The following is a 20243-nucleotide window of genomic DNA, read 5'->3' as shown; positions in this document are numbered from 1 at the left end:
TCCTACATCCGTTCCGGTGCGGAGACGCCCAGCAGGGACAGTCCGTTGGCGAGAACCTGGCCCACGGCGTCGTTGAGCCACAGGCGGGTGCGGTTGGTGTCGGTGATGGCTTCCTCGCCCATGGGGGTCACGCGGCAGGCGTCGTACCAGCGGTGGTAGGCACCGGCGATGACCTCAAGGTGGCGGGCCACGCGGTGCGGTTCCCGGAAGGATGCCGCCTGCGTGAGGATGCCCGGGTACTGGCCCAGGACTGCAAGCAGCTCGGACTCCGTGGGGTGGGTGAGGGCTGCGGCGTCGAAGGTGGTGCGCGCGACGCCTGCCGCCTCGGCGTTGCGGCCCACTGCGCAGGTGCGGGCGTGTGCGTACTGGACATAGAACACCGGGTTCTCGTTTGACTTCTTTGTCAGCACATCCAGGTCGATGTCGATGTTGGAGTCGGACGAGAAACGGGCCAGGGAGTAGCGGGCGGCGTCAGTTCCAACGACCTCCACGAGGTCCTCCATGGTGACGACGGTGCCTGCACGCTTGGACATGCGCACGGGCTTGCCGTCCTGGACAAGGTTCACCATCTGGCCGATCAGGACCTCGACGCGGTTCGCGTCATCACCCATGGCTGCCGCGGCGGCCTTCAGGCGGGCAACGTAGCCGTGGTGGTCGGCCCCGAGCATGTAGATGCACAGGTCGAAGCCGCGGTCGCGTTTGTTCTTGAAGTAGGCGATGTCGCCTGCGATGTAGGCGGCGTTGCCGTCACTCTTGATGACAACGCGGTCCTTGTCATCGCCGTAGTCGGTGGAGTTCAGCCACCAGGCGCCGTCCTTGAGGTACATGTTGCCCGAGCCCTTGAGCTGGTCAAGGAGCTTCTCAACTGCGCCGTCTTCGAACAGCGAGTTTTCGTGAAAGTAAACGTCAAAGTCGACGCCGAACTCGTGCAGGGATTTGCGGATCGCCGCGAACATGAGCTCAACACCCTGGGCGCGGAATTCTTCCTGCGGGTCCTCGGAGTCTAGGATGCCGGGGTTGTTCGCCATGACCTCATTGGCGATGTCGACGATGTACGCTCCGCCGTAGCCGTCTTCAGGTGCGGGATCACCCTTGGCACTGGCCAGCAGGGAGCGGGCAAACTTGTCGATCTGGTTGCCGTGATCGTTGAAGTAGTACTCACGGGTGACGTCGGCGCCCTGCGACAAGAAGATGCGGGCCAGGGAATCGCCCACGGCGGCCCAGCGGGTGCCGCCCAAGTGGATGGGGCCCGTGGGGTTGGCGGAGACGAATTCAAGGTTGATCTTGGTGCCTGCCATCGCGGCGTTGGTGCCGAATCCGGCGCCCGCCTCGACGATGGCCTTCGCCAACTCGCCCGCGGCAGCGGCGTCAACTGTGATGTTCAAGAAGCCGGGGCCGGCGATGTCAACCTTGGCAACGCCGGGGATTTGTTCCAGGCGAGTCTGCAGGATCTCGGCGATCTTGCGCGGCGGAACACCGGCCGGCTTGGCCAGCTGGAGGGCGATGTTGGTTGCCCAGTCGCCGTGCTCGCGGCTCTTTGGCCGGTCCACCTTGACTTCCGTGGGCAGGGCTTCGGCGGGAACGTTGAGTTCACCGGCCTCCACGGCATCTTTGAGGCAGGTGGTAATGGCGGCAGAAAGTTCTTCAGGAGTCACACCCCCCAGTGTACGGTTCAGGCCGCACCCTCCCCCAATCCGGGCGCATTTTGCCCACAATATGGAGCGCAGGGCCGCCGCTGCCGTCCAAACAGCAGCTGATGCGGTTTCCGGCATCCTCCGGGTTTCCAAACTGCAGCTGATGCGATGAAATCGGCCGATTTTTCGCATCAGCTGCGTTTTCGATGGCGTGGAGGCGAATTGTTCGCATCAGCTGCTGTTTGGAATCGGGTACGGGCGGGTTCGGTGAAGAAGGTGGCCTTCGCGAATTCGATCCGCCGATGCAGGCTCGTGGAATGCTCGAAACTGCAGCTGATGCGAAATCGGAACCCCAGCCCATTCCAAACAGCAGCTGATGCGGTTTTTAAGGCTGAATGACCGCATCAGCTGCGATCTCAACTGTGGGCGGGCCCAGGGAGGAAGTCGTCCTCAAGCATCTTGGGCCGGCAAATGATCCAGGCACCTGCGCCCAGCAGCAGCAAGGTGGCGAAAAGGAACATGAACGGCGCAGTCCAGGACCCCGTCCACTGGTGCAGCAGGCCAAAGAACAGCGGACCCGTGCACGCAAGTGAGTAGCCCATGCCCTGGCTGAAGCCGGACAGCGCGCCGGCACCGACTTGTGTGCGTGTGCGGTGGTTGATCAGCAGCAGCGACAGCGGGAAGGTCCCCGGGCCCAGCCCGGCAAAAGCAACCCAGATCCAGGTGCCGTTGGCCGGAGACAGCAGCAGGCCAAGGTAGCCGGCAATGAAGCAGCCAAGCATGAACATGACGGCAGGGAAGGGGTTGCGCATCTTCGCCGCAAGGAGCGGGATGCCAAGGCTCAACGGCAGGCCGAGGGCTGCAAAGAGGGCCAGCATTGAACCTGCCTGCCCCCTATCAAGCCCCGCCTCGCTAAGAATTTCAGGCAGCCACGCAAACATTGCGTAGGTGTTCAGGGACGTGCAGCCAAACATGAACGTCAGTCCCCAGGCTGTGGGTGAACGCCACAGGTTCATCCTCGGCGCAGGCTCAACCGGTGCCGAATGCACTTCCAGTTCGCCCTGACCCGCGACTGCCGCCTGCCCGGCCACGGCCGAAGGTGCCCCTGACGCGGTGGTGCCGGCCGGCGTCGTGCGCTGGGAAAAGAGCGCCACAAGCCACGGGATGAGCGCGATGGTGCTGATCCCGGCCCAGGAAGCAAGGGAGATTTGCCAGCTGGTGGCGTCGGCGATCGGGACGGCGAGCTGTGCGGGCAGTGCCGTGCCGACCGAGAGTGCCGTGACATACAGGGCCGTCATGAGGCCGACCTTGCCGGGGAAGTATTTCTTGACAAGCGGAGGCAGCAGCACGTTGCCGGCGCCAAGTCCGCCGAACGCGATGACAGAGAAGACAAGGAAAAGCGGCGTGTTTGGCACGAGCACGCGGACAATCTGGCCCACGATTCCCACTACAACTGACAGTGCGATGAGCTTTTCAAGCGACGCCCAGCGGATCACATAGGGAGTCAGGAAGCCGAAAAGCCCGAAGGCCGCCGTGGGGAGCATGCCAAGGATGCCGATGGTGGCGGGGCTGAGGGGACGATCGTTGTTGATGGTTGAGATCAATGGTGGAACCACCGTCACGGCGGATCGGAGCGTCAACGCGGTCAGGATGATGGCGACCGCGAAGAGCCACACCGTGCGCTGTTTTTTTACCACCATGTGTTCACCATTGCCCCAACGTTACCCGGGGCGTCGGGCGCAGGCAGTAGAAATCCGGCCACAAGTTCTGTGATTATTGCCGCGCCCGGGAACGCGTTGGAGAGTCGGTTTTACATAGGGCGCCCTGCACCTGCTAAGCTCTTTCTCGTTCCCTCTTGGCAGCCACGGTTGCCACGCCTTCGTAGCTCAGGGGATAGAGCGTCGGTTTCCGGTACCGTAGGTCGGGGGTTCGAATCCCTCCGAGGGCACATGTGGTGGCCGGTTATGCGAATTATTTCGCATAACCGGCCACTTTTGTTTTCCGCGGCAATATTCGACGACGTTGGGCCGGATCGGTGGGCGGGCCTCCAGCGACCTCCCGGCTTTCGCTCACCAAAGCGTGACAGCGCAGTTCCGACGCCACGACTCCCCGACTCCACGACTCCACGAACAGCCAAGCCCTGCGCACAGAGTACGGGCCCGCCCGGTTCGCAGTTCCGTTGTGGTGATCGGTTCCCTGGCCACAACTTTTATCCTGGTGGCGAACGCATGGCTTCGCGACATCGCCGGGCTGGGGCTCATTGTGGACTCGGGACTGATATGGTTTGGCGCCTTCATCCCACTGCTGGGGATTCTGGCCCTGTCGACGCGCCGCACAATCTGCGGCGAGCCTTGACCTCAACAGGCGCGGAAGTTCTTGGCCGGCAGGAGATCGACGGCGCATCCAGGGACTCCGTCAACACCGCACTCGCCCTTTACTACGCGCACTCGTACCGCATCGGCACGGTTGGCCTGTGGAGCGATTACCTCATCGAGCGCATCGTCGTCGTCGGTGTGGTCCATGCGGCGTCAACCGACCGCCATTTTTCGGCCCTCACGGAGCACCTCGATGAGCCGCGGCACGACGGCGGCCTGCCGGAGTTCACGTGGCAGGCATCGCCGTTTCCGTTGGGCCGCCTTGACCACCTCCTGCAGCGCGGCATGGCTGTCACAGCCAACTAGGCGGTCCCTGCCCGGATGGCGCCCTCATGAATCCTCGAACCCTTGACTTCCCGCCGTGCTTCCGAAAAGCTCAGGCCAAGCCGTCAATGAAAGGTCTCCATGGACAAGCCAGGTTTCCCCAGTTTCCCGCCGGACTTTGTGTGGGGAGTATCCACCGCCTCCTATCAAATTGAAGGCGCCGTCAAGGAAGGCGGACGCGGCCCCTCGAGCTGGGACGCCTTCGTGGCCGAGCCCGGCAGAATCGCCAACGGGGACACGGGCGAGGTTGCGTGCGACCACTACCATCGCTACCCCGAGGACATCGGGCTCATGAAGGAGCTGGGCGTTGACGCCTACCGTTTCAGCTTCTCCTGGTCCCGTATCCAACCAGATGGTTCCGGTGCCGTTAACGCTGACGGGCTGGCCTTCTACGATCGCCTGGTCGACGGGCTGTTGGACGCCGGCATCACCCCGAGCCCCACCTTGTTCCACTGGGACACGCCACTGGAGCTCGAGCAGGCCGGAGGCTGGCTCAACCGGGACACGGCCAGACGGTTCGCCGATTATGCGGAAATTGTCGGCGGGCACTTTGCCGACAGGATCCCGCGGTGGATCACCATCAACGAACCTGTCGTATTGACGATGCTGGGCTACGGGGCAGGGATCCATGCCCCGGGGTTGTCGCTTGGCTTTGACGCGCTGCCGGCCGCACACCACCTGCTGCTCGGCCACGGGCTCGGCGTCCAGGCACTGCGCGCCGTCGGGGCATCGACCATTGGCATCGCCAACAACCACGCCGCTACCTGGCCCGCCAGCGAGCACGAGGAAGACCTGCAGGCAGCCAGCCTCTACGACAACATTGCCAACTGGATCTTCGCGGACCCGATCCTCACGGGTTCCTACCCTGAAGAACTTGCGCCGTTCCTGCCGCCGGTCCCCGACAGCGACCTTGCGATCATCTCCACGCCCATCGACTGGTACGGAATCAACTCCTACAACCCGGCCCTGGTTGGTGCACCCACGGCGGGTGAGGCCGCACTCGTTGACGGCCACGAGCTTGATGCGTCACTGCCGTTCTCGCTGCGGGAGATCGAGGGCTATCCGCGCACCGACTTTGACTGGCCTGTGGTCCCCGAAGCCTTGACCGAGCTGCTCGTGGGCTTCAAGGAGCGATATGGCGAGAAATTGCCGCCCATCTACATCACCGAAAACGGCGCAGCCATCAATGTCGGGCCCGACGCCGACGGCCGGGTCCGGGACCAGCGCCGCATCGACTACACCGATTCGCACCTGCACGCCCTGAAGGCTGCCATGGACGCCGGCGTGGATGTTCGCGGCTACTTCCACTGGTCCCTCCTGGACAACTTTGAATGGGCCGCCGGCTACTCCCAGCGCTTCGGCCTGGTACATATTGACTACGCCACCGCGAAGCGCACCCCCAAGGATTCCTACTTCTGGTATCAGGAACTCATCAAGGCCAACAAGGGACCACTCCAACAATGACAACGTACGACGGCGAAACCGGCTCCGCGCCCATCGTCACCTTCTCCGCTGGTCAAGTCCGTGGTGAAATCCGCGACGGCAACGCACGATTCTTGGGGATCCCTTTCGCGGCGGCTCCCGTGGGGCCGTTGCGGTTCGCCCTGCCCGCACCCGCTCCTGCGTGGGAGGGAGTGCGCGAGGCCACCGCGCCCGGCGCTACGGCACCGCAAAACCCCTACTCGGGCGCGCTGGCACGCATCCTGCCCACCGTCATCAATACGGGCGATGACTTCTTGAACCTGAACATCTTTGCGCCGCCCGTCCACGGGGATGGCTTGCTGCCTGTCGTGGTCTGGTTCCATGGCGGTTCCCTGCAGCACGGATCCAATGCCCTTGACGGGTATGACGGCACCGCCTTTGCCCGTGACGGCATCGTCTTCGTTGCCCCCAATTACAGGCTCGGGGCTGAGGGCTTCTCGGTTCTGGCGGGAGCGCCCCTGAACCTCGGCTTGGCTGACCAGCTGGCGGCGCTGCGTTGGGTCCAGGCGGAGATCAGCCACTTTGGCGGGAACCCGGATTCTGTGACTGTCATGGGCCAATCGGCAGGCGGAAACACAGTCGCCGCCTTGCTCGCACACCCCCAAGCCTCCTCCTTGTTCAAGCGTGCCATCATCCAGAGCGGACCGCTGATGGCCCAGCCACCGAAGGACGCGGGCAGGATCACACGTGCCATGGCCAAGGACCTGGGCGTTCCCGCCACCCGGGACGCGTTCATGAAGTTCTCCCCTGATCAGTTGCTCGCCGCCCAGGCCCGTGTGATAGCGGGGTCAACACCGTTGACCGGAGGCGCAGGTTTTGCCCTTGCCCTTGATCCTGGGCTCATTCCTGCCAACCCGATCGTTGCCTTGGAATCCGGCGCAGGCAGCGGCATTGACCTGCTGATCGGCACCACATCCGAGGAAGCACGGCTCTGGCTGGTTCCCACAGGCCTCGTCATGAAAATCACGTGGTTTCATTTGGCCGTGGCCCGGCGCAAAGTGGGTATTTCAGCTGCCGCGGTGAAGCTTTTCAAGCGCAACCGGCCCTACGCCGTGCTGGGTGAAGTCCTTGGTGACCTGGCGACAGACAAGCTGCTGCGGGTGCCCATGAACCAGGTGGCTGACGCCCGGCTAGCACGTGGTGCCGCAACATTTGTGTACGAATTCGCCTGGCCAAGCCCGGTGGAATACCTACGGGCCGCACACGCCGTCGAACTTGGTTTTGTCTTTGACAGGCTGGCCTCGCCCGATTCACTGGGGCTCGCGGGAGCCACCGCTCCCCAGGATCTCGCGACTGACATGCACCGTGCCTGGGTCAATTTTGCCGCCACGGGTGATCCGGGGTGGGAGCCTTGGTCGCTTCGGCGCCCAGTCAAGACGTTCGACGGCGGCAGCAACCCTGTGGTGTCAGCTCCCCGAGAGGACGAGCGGGCCGCGATAACGATGTAGCTCGGAGCCTTATCCTGTAGCTATGACGACCTTGTTTGGCGAGAACTTTTGGGATGAACGATACAGCAGGAGCAACGCTGTCTGGAGCGGCAACCCCAACCCGCAATTGGTAGCTGAAGTTGCTGGGCTGGCTCCCGGGCGGGCCCTTGATGTTGGTTGTGGTGAGGGCGCCGACTCGCTGTGGCTGGCTGAACGCGGCTGGCAGGTCACGGCCGTGGATTTCTCCCAAGTTGCCCTGCGCAAGGCTTCCGACCACGCCTCGCACAGGGCAGAGGCAGGCCCTGTCCTGTCCGGCACCATCAATTGGGAACACCACGACCTGCTCTCATGGACTCCCCCAGCGTCCAGCTGCGATCTAGTTTCAGCACAGTACATGCACCTGCCCACGGTTGAGCGGGAACCGCTGTTTTCTCGACTTGCTGCCGCTGTTGCACCCGGCGGAACCCTGCTGATTGTGGGTCACTCAGCGACGGATATACAAGCTGGTGCGCGACGGCCGGTCGTACCCGATTTGTTCTTCACAGCCGCCGAAGTAGCCAACTCACTCGCGCCACAGCAGTGGCAGGTCCAGGTCTCTGCATCGAGGCCGCGTGCGGGCAAAAATGCCGAGGGTGAGCCGATCACTATTCATGATGAAGTTTTGAGGGCGGTCCGAAGGCCGTAATCGTGCACCTGCAGTGAGGTTCCGGTTCGTTCGACTGTGTCAGCCAGTTTCTGGCAAGGGTGGCGCCGTCGAGACATAACGGTGGCCTGTGGGAGTCTTGATTTCCGTTTGAGGCGGCCCATTTGCTCCCCCTGCCACTCGCGTGGAAGACCATCCCTGTGCTTCCTTTTCATGGTTGCACGATGTGCACATCCCCTGTCCGTTCAGGATGTTGGTGGGGCCACCGGCAGCGTACGCCTTGACATGGTCGTATTCCCGGATCGGCGCGTCGCAATATGGCTCGCTGCACCGCTGATCTTGCACACGCAGGAACTCTTGCATGCCGGCTGGGAACAGTCTGGCGTTCGAATCCATGGCCAACAGGGCATTGCTGTCAGGATGAGTGAAAAGCCGTTTGAGCCACACCCGGGGTGAACGGGCTCCTGGACCGGTGCCCCGCCCATCGCCTTCTTCTTCGGCAAAGCCCTCCCCCAAGACCATGCTGCGGGCAAGGGGTGCCGGAAGAGGGTCATAACCCACCAGAACGGCGGGATCGTTCGCACCGCCAAACAATGCACGGTCCGTCATGATCAGTTCCAAGGCAATGTCAGGATCGTTGGTTCGTGTGCACAACTGTTCTTGAGTGGAGCCTCGGGTGGAGGTGGAACCGCTCCAGACACCGAACTCAGTTCCGAAACTGACGCCTGTCGCCTCCTCCGGCACACCACGGTGGTCGCCAATGGTTCCGGCCCCGGCGTCGCAGGGCGCGTGCTGGATCAGACGGTGCATAAGGGCGTCGGCCATGAGCTGGCCCTTGCCCCGTTCGTCTCCACGGGCCTTGGCACTGTCGGCAACCCTGGTCAGGGTGGCAAGTATCCGCACGCCCTGTTTCAGTGGGATCAAGGCCGTTAGGAACGTCATTCCGTCAGGTGCCGGTCGCAGCGAGACATATCTGTCCCCGACAGCTTTCCGCTGGCGTTTGACAAAGGCCTCAGGATCTAGGGCGTAGGCTGCCTTCTTGCTGGCAGCAGCCAACTCCCCTGTGCCCATAAGCGCGACGGCGTCAGGGTCGCCACAAATCAGTTGGTCCACTTTGCTGCGATCTTCAAACGAAAGAAGAACAGTCTCCCGGGCCACGAGGGTTGCCCGGTATTCACTGATCTTCCCCATAACAAGGGCGTTCATGGTGTGGGGCATCTCCCGGACCAGGACTTCTGCCAACTCCGCCAACTGCCGGCCACGGTGTGGGGATTCGTGCCGAGCCAGCGCCACTTGCTGGACGATGCCGCGGCCCAGTTTTTCCTGTGGCACTGATGATCGAGCCTGATCCAGCCGCTGCTGTGCCACAAAGAGGGCCTGTGCCTGTGCTTGGGCGCCCGACAACGCGTTCTTCGCTTCTTCCAAGACGGCAATGGCGTCCACGAGGGACGCCGCCGACACCGCATCAACAATTGCCGGGTCATATCCGTGTTCTGTGGGTGTGCCGCCTAGGGAAGTGATGACGGCAGTGGCCTCGACAGCTCGCGACGACGCTTTGGTGGCAGCCGCCTTTAACGCAGATTCCTGGTGGGCCAGGTGCACCAGGGCCTCTGTCGGGCGGGATTCGCGCATGCCCGCTTCCATTGCCTGCGCCGCGCGGTTGGCCCTGCTTCCCGCACGGCCCGCGAGCTCGTGGGCCAGTGCGGCATCCAGGTTGGCCAAAACCACTGGGTCAAAGAACGCCCGGCAGCGCTGGAGCGCGTCCACTCCCGTCCGCACAAGGCTCGCAGAGTTGCGCCTTGGGGCGGGGTCGCTCGATGCAGTGTCAGGCGTGACGCCCGCCCGGCCATCGGCAGGGGCCCGGCCATCGGCAGGGGCGCGGCCATCGGCAGGGGCAGAGACAGCAGCGGCTTCTGAAGGGAACATGCCAGAACCCGTCCCGCTGATTCCGTTGAACCATTCCGGTGCTGCCATACCGCTCACCTGCCTGAAAACGCTGTTCCGGCGGAAGCCGGAGCAACTGGCGAATGAAAGAACTCTTGTACTGGTAAGCCCTAACCAATCAATACCTTCAGGTTATTGCACGGCACTGACTTTCAAAGGGGCAAAGTCCCGTTGGTGGACAGCGCCGAACCCAGCCCACCCCGTGGAGGAATCAATGGCCTGGAATCCCTCAGTGGAGGCGCGTTTTGAACCCGGCATGGGACTGCACAAACCCCAACCGCTCATAAAATCGATGGGCGTCAATCCGGGAATTGTCGCTTGTGAGCTGCACCAAGGCGACGCCGCGACGTCCAGCCTCATCCACGGCCCAGTGCATCATGGCCGACCCCAACCCGTTGCCTCGCAGCTGCTGAGAAACCCGCACAGCCTCGATCTGCATCCTCAACGCGCCGCCGCGGGCAAGCCCCGGAACCAGCAAAAGTAGGCCAGGGCGGTTCCCATGACGGAAAGGTAGGGGTAGCCCAGCACATTCGGCACTGTCAGCGGCTCGGTCGGCAGTCCTTCAAAGACCATCAGGGCAATGGCCAACGTGGCGCCGCCGGCCAGCAGCCGGGTCGCCGTGAGCTTCTCCCGCAGGAACCGGCTCGCAAGCAGCGCCACGATGAGCGGCTGCGCCCCGCCCACAATCGCGGCGACGCCCCCCGGGTAGCCGGTAGGCAGCCACAAACAGCAGGCCAAAGAAAGCGCCGATGTTCAACGTGCCCAGCGCCCGCGACGTCCGCCACCAGGACCCCTCCGGCAGGCGCCGTGACAACGCCAGCAGCCCCAGCCCGACCGGCACGGCACGGCGCACGGCGGCCAGTAGCGGCGCACCCCACCGGCTCACCCCGGCCACCCTGCCGGACCACCTCGCCACCGAACACGCCATGACAGCAACATTGACCAAGGCCGAGCAGGCACAACTCGAAGCCCTGCTAAAGAGGCTCGGCGACGCCGCAGACCATGACAGACTTTCCCCATGACCAAGTTGATTGCCCTGCTCGCCGTTCTCACTTCAGTGGCGTGGGGCATCACGGCAACTGCCTCGTGGATTGCCAAGAAAAAGGCGCCCCGGGCCATCGCCGCAGGCAGGACCCCTGCCCTCCCCACCACGGCCGAGCAGGACAAGGCCATGCTCGGAGCGCAACTGCGGACAATCGCCGCGATCATTTTCGCCCTGGTCATGTTTGTCGCGTTGTTCCGGGTGTCGATTGGCCTGTCAGGCCAGGCCGGCACTGCCATTGCACTGACGGCAGGGTTGTCGGCCAGCGGCGGGCTGTTGCTGTATTCGGCCCTGCCCGCCCGCAAGCAAACCGCATCCAGGCAGCCCCTCGTGGCCGGACGCGCCTTCATCCTCCCGGCGGCATCACTGCTGGCCTTCCTTTCCTTCCTCGCCACCACGGCGCTGGCTCCTGCGTTCGCTGAAATCCACCTCGACGGCGTTCCCTTGGCCGTCGTCGCGGCCCTCTTCAGTGGCGCAACGGCACTTGCCGTGCACCGCCTGTCAACCACGCTTTCCCTCCCCGATCCGCGCATGGCAGCACTTGACCGGAGTTGGCGGCAGCTCGCAACACGCAACCTCCTGCAGTTTGCAGCCGGCGTGCTGCTCGCGGGGCTCGGCGGCACAGCGATCATGGCAGGTATGGAACTGCTCAAGGCCACCGGATCCACAGCCGCTGCGCACCCCGGCCCCGACTGGGCCATAGCCATAACGGCCGGTGGGGCAGGCGCTGCGGTGACCGGCGTCGTACTTCTTATACTGGCGGCAAAAGGGACACTCACCATGCGTGCCACAGCCCGCGACAGGGACGCAGCGCCAATCACCGCATAAACTGGGTGACACCATGACTTTGACTATCACCTACCCCGCCGCGCTCCCCGTATCGGAGCGTCGCGAGGACCTCATGGCTGCGATTGCCGCCAACCAGGTCACCATCATCGCCGGCGAGACCGGTTCCGGAAAGACCACCCAGATCCCGAAGATGTGTGTGGAACTGGGCTTGGCCGAGAAGGGCCTGATCGGCCACACCCAGCCGCGCCGGCTCGCCGCCCGCACTGTTGCCGAGCGCATCGCGAGCGAACTTGGCGTGGAAATCGGGCAGGAGGTGGGCTTCCAGGTCCGCTTCACCGGGCATGTGGGACCGGCGACGAAGATCAAGCTCATGACCGACGGCATCCTGCTCGCGGAAATCCAGCGCGACCGCCTGCTGCGCAAATACTCCGTCATCATCATTGACGAGGCCCACGAGCGTTCCCTGAACATCGACTTCATCCTCGGTTACCTGCGCCAAATCCTGCCCCAGCGCCCGGATCTGAAGGTCATCATCACCTCGGCCACGATCGACCCGGAGCGCTTCGCCGCGCACTTCGCCTCCCCCGAGGGGCCCGCACCCATCGTTGAGGTCTCCGGACGCACGTTCCCCGTCGAGATCCGTTACCGCCCCCTGGGCAGTCATGGAACGGACGACGACGAAGCCGAGTCCGCTGCCGACCGCCGCCTTGACGGGGGCAACAGTGAGGAGGACAGGGATCCGCTGGACGCCGTGTGCGACGCGGTGGATGAGCTGTCCAAGGAAGCCCCCGGGGACATCCTGATCTTCTTCTCCGGAGAGCGCGAGATCCGCGACGCCGCCGATGCGCTGGCTGGCCGGGTCAAGTCCAATCCGCGCCTGCGTGACGTCCAGATCCTCCCCCTCTATGCGCGGCTGTCGCTGGCCGAGCAGCACGCCGTGTTCACGCCCAGTTCGCGGAAGCGAATTGTGCTTGCCACCAACGTTGCCGAAACCTCGCTGACAGTGCCCGGCATCAAGTACGTGATCGACCCCGGCACCGCCCGCATCTCGCGCTACTCACACAGGACCAAGGTCCAGCGCCTGCCCATCGAACGCGTTTCGCAGGCATCGGCAAACCAGCGCTCGGGCCGCTGCGGCCGTGTCTCTGACGGCATCTGCATCCGCCTGTACTCCGAGGAGGACTTCAAGGCCCGCAGCGAGTTCACCGACCCCGAAATTCTGCGCACCAATCTTGCCGCCGTCATCCTGGCGATGACGGCCATGGGCGTGGCCAAGGGGCCCAAGGACGTGGAGAAGTTCCCGTTCGTCCAGCCGCCGGACTCCCGGGCCATCACCGACGGCGTGGCATTGCTGCGCGAGCTCGGCGCCGTGACCGCCCAGGGTGGGATCACCGGCGTCGGACGCCAGCTCTCCCAACTCCCGGTTGACCCGAGGCTGGGCCGCATGATCGTTGAGGCTGCCAAGCGCGGCGTGGCCACCGAGGTCATGGTGCTCGCCGCGGCCCTCACCATCCAGGACCCGCGTGAACGCCCCACCGACAAGCAGCAGCTCGCCACCGAGAAGCACAAGCGCTTCCAGGATGAGAACTCGGACTTCACAGGATTCCTGAAGCTGTGGTCGTATATTAAGGACAAGCAGGAGGAGCTGTCCTCCAGCGCGTTCAGGCGCCTGTGCAAGGCCGAGTTCATCAACTACCTGCGCGTGCGTGAGTGGCAGGACCTGTTCGCCCAACTCAAGCAGATGGGGAAATCGCTGGACATCAAGGTGTCCGGCTCCGTCGTGGATCCCGTGGCGAACCACGACGCCATCCACATGTCACTGCTGACGGGCCTACTGAGCCACATCGGCCTATACGATGCGCGCAAGCGGGAGTACGCCGGAGCGCGTGGCACGAAGTTCATGGTGTTCCCGGGGTCCGCGCTGTTCAAGAAGTCGCCCGACTGGGTCATGGCCGCCGAGCTCGTGGAAACATCACGGTTGTGGGCCCGCGTTGCCGCGAAGTTTGACCCATTGTGGGCCGAGCAGGTGGCCCCCGACCTGGTCAAGCGCACCTACAGCGAGCCGCACTGGTCCAAGAAAATGGGCTCGGTCATGGCGCACGAGAAGGTCACCTTGTACGGTGTGCCGATCGTGCCTGACAGGCGTATCCACTACGGGCGCATCGACCCGGAACTGAGCCGCGAGCTGTTCATCAGGCATGCTCTGGTGGAGGGCGACTGGCACACGAACCACAAGTTCTTTCACAGGAACCAGGCCGTCCTGGCCGAGGTGGAGGAGCTGGAAACACGCATGCGCCGCCGTGACCTGCGCGTGGATGACGAGACGCTTTTCGAGTTTTACGACGAGCGCATTGGCAAGGAGGTTGTCTCCGAGCGGCACTTCGACAAATGGTGGAAGGACGCGCGGCACGAGAACCCGACCTTGCTCGACTTCGACACGCACGTGGTCATGGCCGAGGAAACTTCTCTTGATGAGACGGCGTTTCCGAAGACCTGGGTGCAGGGCGAGTTTGAGCTGCCGCTCTCCTATGAGTTCCATCCGACGGCGCCCGGTTCAGCCCCGAACCCGTCCGACGGCGTGAGCGTACAAGTACCGCTGTTGTTCCTGAACCAGCTCTCCGAGGCCCCGTTCAGGTGGCAGATTCCCGGGCTGCGCGCCGAGCTGGTGACTGCGTTGATCAAGTCGCTGCCGAAGGCGATCAGGAAGAATTTCATCCCCGCCCCGGATGTTGCCCGCCAAGCCGCCGCCGCCTTGGCCACCGACTTTGACCCCGCCGTGGACGCCCTTGAACCGTCCCTGGAGCTGGCCCTGCGCCGGCTCAAGGGCCATGTCATCCCGCCGGGGTCATGGAACTGGGATGCCGTGCCGACCCACCTGCGCATGACGTTCTCCGTCGTGGACAAAAACGGAAAGATCCTGGAGGAAAGCCAGGACCTCTCCGATCTGCAGGGCAAGCTGGCCGGCGCCACCCGGCGCGCCATCGCGGAATCGCTCGGTGCCACGCCCAAGACCGTCACGCCGGCGCGCCCCCTGGCGGACGGCAAAAAGGGCGCCCACAAGGGTGCCGGCGCCCAAATACCGACAACCTCAACCACCGCTGCCACCGACGGTATTGCCGAACGCTCGGGCCTGACGGAGTGGAGCATCGGCACGCTCCCCCACGAGGTGAAGCGACTGGTGGCAGGCCACACCGTGACGGGCTACCCGGCATTGGTCGACGAGGGCACCACTGCGGGATTGCGCATCTTCCAGCGCCAGGACGTCCAGGAGGCAGCCATGCGCGGGGGCGTCATCCGCCTGCTCGCGCTTCGCGTGCCGTCGCCGGACAGGTATGTGCTGGACCATCTGAGCAACACCGAAAAGCTCACGTTCAGCCAGAACCCGCATGGCAGCGTCACCGAACTGATTGCAGACTGCGCCCTCGCCACGATCGACAAGCTCACCCCGGCGGCCCTGCCGTGGAATGAGAAGGACTTCAACGCACTGTATGAAGTGGTCCGCGCCGAATTGATTGATACCGTGTTCTCGGTGACCGCCATCGTGGAGAAGGTCCTCGCGGCGAACATGCGCATCCAGAAGAAGCTTCGGGAGACCACAAGCCTGCCGCTCATCAGTGCGCTGAACGACCTGAAGCAACAGCTGGAGCTGCTCGTGTACCCGGGCTTTGTGGCGAAGACCGGGTTCGCCCAGCTCAGCCAGCTGCCGCGCTACCTCGCCGCGATCGAGAAGCGGCTGGAAAAGCTGCCTTCGAACGTGGCCAGGGACACGCAGTCAATGGCGATCGTGCAGCGTCTGGAAGACGAGTACGACGACGCCGTGGCAGCCATGCTGCCCGGCCAGCGGTCCACGGCTGCGCTCGAGCACGTGCGCTGGATGATCGAGGAACTGCGCGTGAGCCTGTTCGCCGTCGAGCTGGGAACGGCGTATTCGGTGTCTGAAAAGCGGATCCGGGTGGCGCTCGCGAAGGCGATGTCCTAGCCCAACCGTCGCTCCCGCACTTAATGGTTGGGGAAGCACCGGCCTTGTCCCAGCTGTGCCAGCCCGGTGAGATCACCGGCGGCATAGCTGGTGACGACGTGCTGGCCGTGTTCATACATTAATTGGTGGGGGTCCTGGACGTGGTCCAAGCCCAGCACGTGGCCAATCTCGTGCTCGACGACGCCCCGTGCGTTTGCCGCGCTGGCGGGGTCCCCCAGCATCTCACCAAACAGCCTGGCGTTGAGTTTGATGATGCCCGTGACGTAGACAGCACTGCCGGCACTGCCCGCAATGGCCTGGCTGCCTGCCAGACCGGCAATTTCGTAGTTGCCGGGAACGGCGGCCGCAGTGAATCGCGGCTCCTCGGCCGTCGTGGTCCAGTTGAGGAGCACGGGAGCCCACCTTTTGCCGTACAGATCCGGCTGGTAGGAACTGCGTTCTGCGGTGTAGGTCTCAACAGTGGTGCCGTCATCGACAAAGACCAGCCCTGTCGCGGTGGACGCGGCGGCGAAGGCGTCCGTGATCAATTGCCGGCTTCCGGGCGGGGCATTGTCCGCTCGGGTCACGTAGTGGATGGGTCGGCAGGGGTCGTAGGCGACGGGTGTGCCGTGTGCGTCCTTGTGCATGAATTGATATTCAGTGCCTGCCGTGGCCAAAGGTGCCGGAGCACCCAGCGGTTGTGTGGCGGCTTCAACTCCCCGTGGCGGAAATCCTTGGACCCAGCGGCCATCCGGTGCCTGGCCAATCCCGCCATCGGGGGGACCGAATTGCTCGTCGGCGATGGCATCGGTCACCTTGGCGGGTAGGCCCGGATACGCATAGTAGGTGCAAATCAGTGCAATGGTAAGGACAGTGGCCATCGTCGAAAACCACTTGGCGACCCGCCGGTGATTCCTGGGACCCCGGCTTTTGGCGGGCTTCGCGGAATTGCCGGGCCTGAACGCGACGTGCCCGCGCGGCCCAGGGAGTTGCGCGAAAGGTGAATCAGGCACGGATTCGGCCATGTGCCGGAGTTGCTCGTCAACGACCCACTGCGGTGTCCGGCCCGAGCGCGAGCGGGGAAGCGCATCCTCTTCGCGAGGATCGGGTGCCGTCATGCTGAAACCGCCATTTTGCCCCCACATCGGCGCCGGAAGTAGTTCCTGGGATGAATGTTAGCCTAGTCCCCCAACGTCTATGACGCAGTTACTGCACAAAAATGCGTCGGGAAAGCGTTCTCCAGTGCAGTAACTGCGTCATAGACGGGGTGGGGCGGGAGAATTAGGCAGCCGACCAGCCGCCGTCTGACGGCAGGATCACGCCGTTGACGTTCACGCAGTCGTCGCTGAGCAGGAACGTGGTGGAGGCTGGGAGCGCGTCGGCCTCGACGGGGTCGGGCAGGGTCGCCATGGCGCTCTTGACCCGGGCCTCACCCAGTGGCGAATAGAAGCGGGCCCGGATGTTGGTGATGGTGGGTCCGGGGGCGACGGCGTTCACGCGGATGCCTCCGGGCCCGTACATGAACGCGCTGCTCTTGGTCAGGCCTGCCACAGCGTGTTTTGAGGCGGTGTAGGCGACGCCGGCGGCGGACCCGCCGCCGTGTTCACGATCGAGCCTTCGGCCTGCGCCAGCATCCTGGGGATGACTGCCCGCATGAGCTTCATGGTGCCCTAGACGTTGATGGAGAACATGCGGTCCCAGATTTCGTCGGAGACCTCGTTCACGGGCGTCATGTTGTCCATGATCCCGGCAATCTTCGCCAGCCCGTCGATGCGTTCGCCAGTGGAAGCGAAGATGGCGCCCACCGCGGCATCGTCGGTGATGTCCCCGTCCACGGGGACGATGTCGGCATGGGGCAGTTGGGCGGCGAAGTCGCCAAGGCGTTCCTTGGAAATGTCGACGGCGATGACCCGGCAGCCTTCCATGGCAACGCGTGACGCCGTTGCCCGGCCAATACCGGATCCAGAACCTGTCACGATAACGGTCTTGCCTAAGAAGCGGCCCTCAGTCACGTGTTCAACCCACGGCTCCAGCTCCGGCCCGGCATCCGCTACAGCGCTGGCCGGCTGGGCCTCCTCCTCGGGGATCGCCCCGGCCTAGACCTGTTGCATCAGGCCGTCAATCATTTCCTGGGTGAAGGTGCCCTGGCTCATCTGCAAAAGCCTGTTCAGGGCCAGCTTGCCGATGGGCTGCAGACTGTCGTCGCCCTGGCCGCGGCGCGCCCGCAGCGCCCGGAGCACCGGTCCCCCCGGCCGGGTGCGCCAACCATGAGTTGATGGATGATTCACCGTTGAGATTGTTGGGGTCGTTGCCCATGGAAGGTTGCTCTCCGTTTCTCGCGTTCTTCTGGGGATGGACTGTGCAACAGCGTCGGGGGTTGGCGGCGACCCGCCGGATGCCATACCGGACAACACTGTCTAGTTGATGACAACGTCGCCGCACTTGAGGAATTGGCTGTGAGGCCCGACACAACCCTGGATGGCTTGTTTGACCTTGTGTCCGAGCAGGCCATCGTGTCGGCCGCCCTGATCGACATGATCGTCACCGAGCGCGCGGACCCCCGCGCCGAGGCAATGGCCGTTCGGGTCACTGCAGTGGCTGCCACCCTGCTGGCGCGCACCCAGGAATCGGGGACGTTCGGACAGCATGTGGAAGCCGACGACGTCATGCTTTCCATCTCCATGCTGGCGTTCCTCATGGCCCGGACACCGCCGCAGGAGCGGACCGGAACGGTCGCCCGTGCCCGCGCCATCCTGGACAGGTCCTTCGCCCCGCCCCCATCCGACGGCCGGTAAGCAGGCCCAATGCCACGGAAGAACGCGGAACAGGATGCGACAGCAGGCAGTGCGCACACACTCGCCGCGGCCTACAGGCGTTTCGGCGTGGAGGCCGTGGCCAAGTCCTCGCCGCTGTATGGGCGCGTGGCCGATGCGCTGGCAGGTTCAACCGACGTCTTGGCTGCCATTGGCGCGATGCCTGCGCGCCGGCGAAATCCCGTGGCCATCCTCGCCGCGCTGCACGACCTCGCGCTCTCGGGGCAGGCCCCCGCGCTTGCCTCGGCCTACGCCGTCTCCGACGGCGATGCTGCCGTCGTCGCCGCGATCGACACCCTTTTGCGGATGACCGATTCTGTCATTGCCGTTGCCCTGCGCAGGCCTGTGCGAAGTGATGAAACAGGACGACATGCAGTGCTGTATCCCGCCATAGCCGAGGGCGCGCACCGTATCGGGGCGGAGTCCGTGGGGCTTGTCGACCTCGGGTGCGGGGCCGGCTTCAACCTCAACGTCGACCGCGTTGGCATCACGTTCAGCAACGGTCAGGTGCTGGGCGACCTGTCATCCCCCTTGCGGCAGGCGGCGTCGATCGTGGGAAACAGGCCCGTCCCGACGACCGAAATCCCCCATGTTGTTGTCTGCATCGGCATCGACGCCACCCCCATCGACGTCACTGACACGGACGACGCGCGGTGGTTGAGCGCCTGCTTGTGGCCGGACAAGCTTGTCCAGGCCGAAAGGCTTGAGGCGAGGACCGCCCTCGCCGCGACGGCCACTCCACTGCTGCGGCAGGGGGATCCCGTCGAGTTGCTGCCCGATGCCATCGCCCGCGTCTCGGGGCACGCGCTGCCCGTCATCACCACCACGTGGGCGCTTTCAAGCCTGTCGCCCGGGCGCCGCCTGAACTTCCTGGAGCGCCTCGGCGACGCCGCGGCGACGCCGCGGCGGACCGTCCCCTCGTGTGCGTCTCCGTCGAGGGTGTCGGGGTCGCCCCGGAAATTCCCACGTTTGGCGACCGCCCCACCTCTGGCCACAGCATTATCGGCATCGCAGGGTTCGACGGCACCAGGATCGACGGCGGCCGAATATTGCGCACCGAGGCCGTTGGCCGCTGCTGGTCGCGCGGCCGCTTGCTGTCGTGGCGCCCGTGACACCTGTCAGTCGACGGCGACCATGACGTCTGATGCCTTGACAACTTCATAGGCGACGGAGCCGACCGTGAGGCCGAGTTCGTCCACTGCCGGGTTGGTGATGGAGGAGGCGATGGTCGAGTCGTCGACCTGGATGCCCACGTGCGCAGTCCTCGCTCCCTTGTTGATGGAGGTGACTGTTCCCTTGGGCTGGTTGCGGGCACCGTTCTGCATGCTTTCTCTGCTTGGGTTGGTCCGGCACGGACAGGGGGTGGGGCCGGGACCGGACATTTATGCGGCGGGGACAAACTCCCCGTGGCCGGCATCGCGCAGGGCAACCCTGAGCTTCTCGGCATTGGCATCCATGGCCGCCGGGTCGGGGTTGTTGTCCACTGCCGCGAAGCTGAAGTTATCCAGTCCGTACGCCGGGAACACGTGAATGTGCAGGTGCTCCACCTCAAAGCCGGCGATGATCACCCCTGCCCGCGGCGCGCCAAAAGCGGCGACCTGCGCCTGGCCGATGCTCTGCGCCACCGACATCAGCTTGGACATGAGTTCAGGCGAAGCGTCGGTCCACTTGTCCACCTCCTGCCGGGGCACCACCAGGGCGTGGCCGTCGGTCAGCGGGCCAATCGTCAGAAACGAAACGCAGTCAGCATCCTGCCAAATGAAGCGGCCGGGAATGTCGCCATCGATGATCTTGCTAAACAAAGTGCTCAAG

General features: G+C 64.2%; 21 protein-coding genes and 1 tRNA gene. 11 read left to right on the top strand and 11 right to left on the bottom strand.

Features of this window, described 5'->3' with window-relative positions:
- Nucleotides 1–2: 2 nt before the first annotated feature.
- Nucleotides 3–1655: an arginine--tRNA ligase gene (argS, locus tag AAGW05_RS01175; RefSeq protein ID WP_411802633.1), complete on the bottom strand. Its 1653-nt coding sequence runs from the start codon at nt 1653–1655 to the stop codon at nt 3–5.
- A 395-nt stretch (nt 1656–2050) separates the two neighbouring features.
- A complete protein-coding gene (locus AAGW05_RS01170) occupies nt 2051–3334 on the bottom strand; it encodes a CynX/NimT family MFS transporter (protein ID WP_411802632.1) in 1284 nt (427 codons plus the stop codon).
- A gap of 175 nt (nt 3335–3509) precedes the next feature.
- Between AAGW05_RS01170 and AAGW05_RS01165 the strand changes: the two genes are divergently transcribed.
- The 6 genes from AAGW05_RS01165 (at nt 3510) to AAGW05_RS01140 (ending at nt 7927) form a co-directional block, all read left to right on the top strand.
- Nucleotides 3510–3582 (top strand) — tRNA-Arg (locus tag AAGW05_RS01165).
- Between the two features lie 233 nt (nt 3583–3815).
- Nucleotides 3816–3989 carry a hypothetical protein gene (locus tag AAGW05_RS01160; protein ID WP_411802631.1) on the top strand — a complete coding sequence of 58 codons (174 nt, stop codon included), beginning with the start codon at nt 3816–3818 and terminating at the stop codon, nt 3987–3989.
- A complete protein-coding gene (locus AAGW05_RS01155) occupies nt 3986–4315 on the top strand; it encodes a hypothetical protein (protein WP_411802630.1) in 330 nt (109 codons plus the stop codon). The genes AAGW05_RS01160 and AAGW05_RS01155 overlap by 4 nt, the downstream gene beginning before the upstream one ends.
- Nucleotides 4316–4414: 99 nt before the next feature.
- Nucleotides 4415–5797 carry a GH1 family beta-glucosidase gene (locus AAGW05_RS01150; protein ID WP_411802629.1) on the top strand — a complete coding sequence of 461 codons (1383 nt, stop codon included), beginning with the start codon at nt 4415–4417 and terminating at the stop codon, nt 5795–5797.
- Complete coding sequence (locus AAGW05_RS01145) at nt 5794–7263, top strand: carboxylesterase/lipase family protein (protein WP_411802628.1); 1470 nt, start codon at nt 5794–5796, stop codon at nt 7261–7263. Before AAGW05_RS01150 ends, AAGW05_RS01145 begins: the two co-directional genes overlap by 4 nt.
- A 22-nt stretch (nt 7264–7285) precedes the next feature.
- Nucleotides 7286–7927 carry a class I SAM-dependent methyltransferase gene (locus AAGW05_RS01140; RefSeq protein WP_411802627.1) on the top strand — a complete coding sequence of 214 codons (642 nt, stop codon included), beginning with the start codon at nt 7286–7288 and terminating at the stop codon, nt 7925–7927.
- A 39-nt stretch (nt 7928–7966) separates the two neighbouring features.
- Here AAGW05_RS01140 and AAGW05_RS01135 read toward each other — a convergent pair whose 3' ends face one another.
- The 3 genes from AAGW05_RS01135 to AAGW05_RS01125 form a co-directional block, all read right to left on the bottom strand.
- Nucleotides 7967–9859, bottom strand: coding sequence for an HNH endonuclease (locus AAGW05_RS01135; RefSeq protein WP_411802626.1), 1893 nt, complete (start codon nt 9857–9859; stop codon nt 7967–7969).
- Between the two features lie 199 nt (nt 9860–10058).
- Nucleotides 10059–10268 (bottom strand): GNAT family N-acetyltransferase, encoded by a 210-nt coding sequence (locus AAGW05_RS01130; RefSeq protein WP_411802625.1) that lies wholly within the window; start codon nt 10266–10268, stop codon nt 10059–10061.
- A gap of 2 nt (nt 10269–10270) precedes the next feature.
- Nucleotides 10271–10555, bottom strand: a complete 285-nt coding sequence (locus AAGW05_RS01125) for a hypothetical protein (protein WP_411802624.1) — start codon at nt 10553–10555, stop codon at nt 10271–10273.
- 23 nt (nt 10556–10578) lie between these two features.
- Between AAGW05_RS01125 and AAGW05_RS01120 the strand changes: the two genes are divergently transcribed.
- Genes AAGW05_RS01120 through hrpA form a run of 3 tightly spaced genes read left to right on the top strand, consistent with a single transcriptional unit; the run spans nt 10579 to nt 15639 of the window.
- Nucleotides 10579–10851 carry a hypothetical protein gene (locus AAGW05_RS01120; protein ID WP_411802623.1) on the top strand — a complete coding sequence of 91 codons (273 nt, stop codon included), beginning with the start codon at nt 10579–10581 and terminating at the stop codon, nt 10849–10851.
- Nucleotides 10848–11699 (top strand): hypothetical protein, encoded by an 852-nt coding sequence (locus tag AAGW05_RS01115; protein ID WP_411802622.1) that lies wholly within the window; start codon nt 10848–10850, stop codon nt 11697–11699. Before AAGW05_RS01120 ends, AAGW05_RS01115 begins: the two co-directional genes overlap by 4 nt.
- 13 nt (nt 11700–11712) lie before the next feature.
- Nucleotides 11713–15639 carry an ATP-dependent RNA helicase HrpA gene (gene hrpA / locus AAGW05_RS01110; protein ID WP_411802621.1) on the top strand — a complete coding sequence of 1309 codons (3927 nt, stop codon included), beginning with the start codon at nt 11713–11715 and terminating at the stop codon, nt 15637–15639.
- A gap of 20 nt (nt 15640–15659) precedes the next feature.
- On the opposite strand, the gene AAGW05_RS01105 is transcribed toward hrpA, so the two are convergent.
- The 4 genes from AAGW05_RS01105 to AAGW05_RS01090 form a co-directional block, all read right to left on the bottom strand.
- Nucleotides 15660–16499: a matrixin family metalloprotease gene (locus AAGW05_RS01105; protein ID WP_411802620.1), complete on the bottom strand. Its 840-nt coding sequence runs from the start codon at nt 16497–16499 to the stop codon at nt 15660–15662.
- Between the two features lie 400 nt (nt 16500–16899).
- Nucleotides 16900–17169 carry an SDR family oxidoreductase gene (locus AAGW05_RS01100; RefSeq protein ID WP_411802619.1) on the bottom strand — a complete coding sequence of 90 codons (270 nt, stop codon included), beginning with the start codon at nt 17167–17169 and terminating at the stop codon, nt 16900–16902.
- A gap of 119 nt (nt 17170–17288) precedes the next feature.
- Complete coding sequence (locus AAGW05_RS01095) at nt 17289–17630, bottom strand: SDR family NAD(P)-dependent oxidoreductase (protein WP_411802618.1); 342 nt, start codon at nt 17628–17630, stop codon at nt 17289–17291.
- A gap of 84 nt (nt 17631–17714) precedes the next feature.
- Nucleotides 17715–17906: a hypothetical protein gene (locus tag AAGW05_RS01090; protein ID WP_411802617.1), complete on the bottom strand. Its 192-nt coding sequence runs from the start codon at nt 17904–17906 to the stop codon at nt 17715–17717.
- Between the two features lie 168 nt (nt 17907–18074).
- Between AAGW05_RS01090 and AAGW05_RS01085 the strand changes: the two genes are divergently transcribed.
- Both AAGW05_RS01085 and AAGW05_RS01080 read left to right on the top strand, forming a co-directional pair.
- A complete protein-coding gene (locus AAGW05_RS01085) occupies nt 18075–18413 on the top strand; it encodes a hypothetical protein (RefSeq protein ID WP_411802616.1) in 339 nt (112 codons plus the stop codon).
- Nucleotides 18414–18422: 9 nt separating this feature from the next.
- Complete coding sequence (locus AAGW05_RS01080) at nt 18423–19595, top strand: DUF2332 domain-containing protein (RefSeq protein WP_411802615.1); 1173 nt, start codon at nt 18423–18425, stop codon at nt 19593–19595.
- Here the strand turns inward: AAGW05_RS01080 and AAGW05_RS01075 are convergent.
- Entirely contained in the window at nt 19550–19756 is a 207-nt protein-coding gene (locus AAGW05_RS01075) for a TOBE domain-containing protein (protein ID WP_411802614.1), read from the bottom strand. The two genes, AAGW05_RS01080 and AAGW05_RS01075, sit on opposite strands and share 46 nt — an antisense overlap.
- A 57-nt stretch (nt 19757–19813) precedes the next feature.
- The gene (locus AAGW05_RS01070) at nt 19814–20242 is read right to left on the bottom strand and encodes an HIT family protein (RefSeq protein ID WP_411802613.1); all 429 of its coding nucleotides are present in this window, start codon (nt 20240–20242) and stop codon (nt 19814–19816) included.
- Nucleotide 20243: the final 1 nt, after the last annotated feature.

This window comes from Arthrobacter sp. LAPM80 (assembly GCF_046736435.1).
Taxonomy (GTDB): domain Bacteria; phylum Actinomycetota; class Actinomycetes; order Actinomycetales; family Micrococcaceae; genus Specibacter.
The sequence above is the reverse complement of the archived record's forward strand: the minus strand, read 5'-3'. Positions and strand labels throughout refer to the sequence as shown.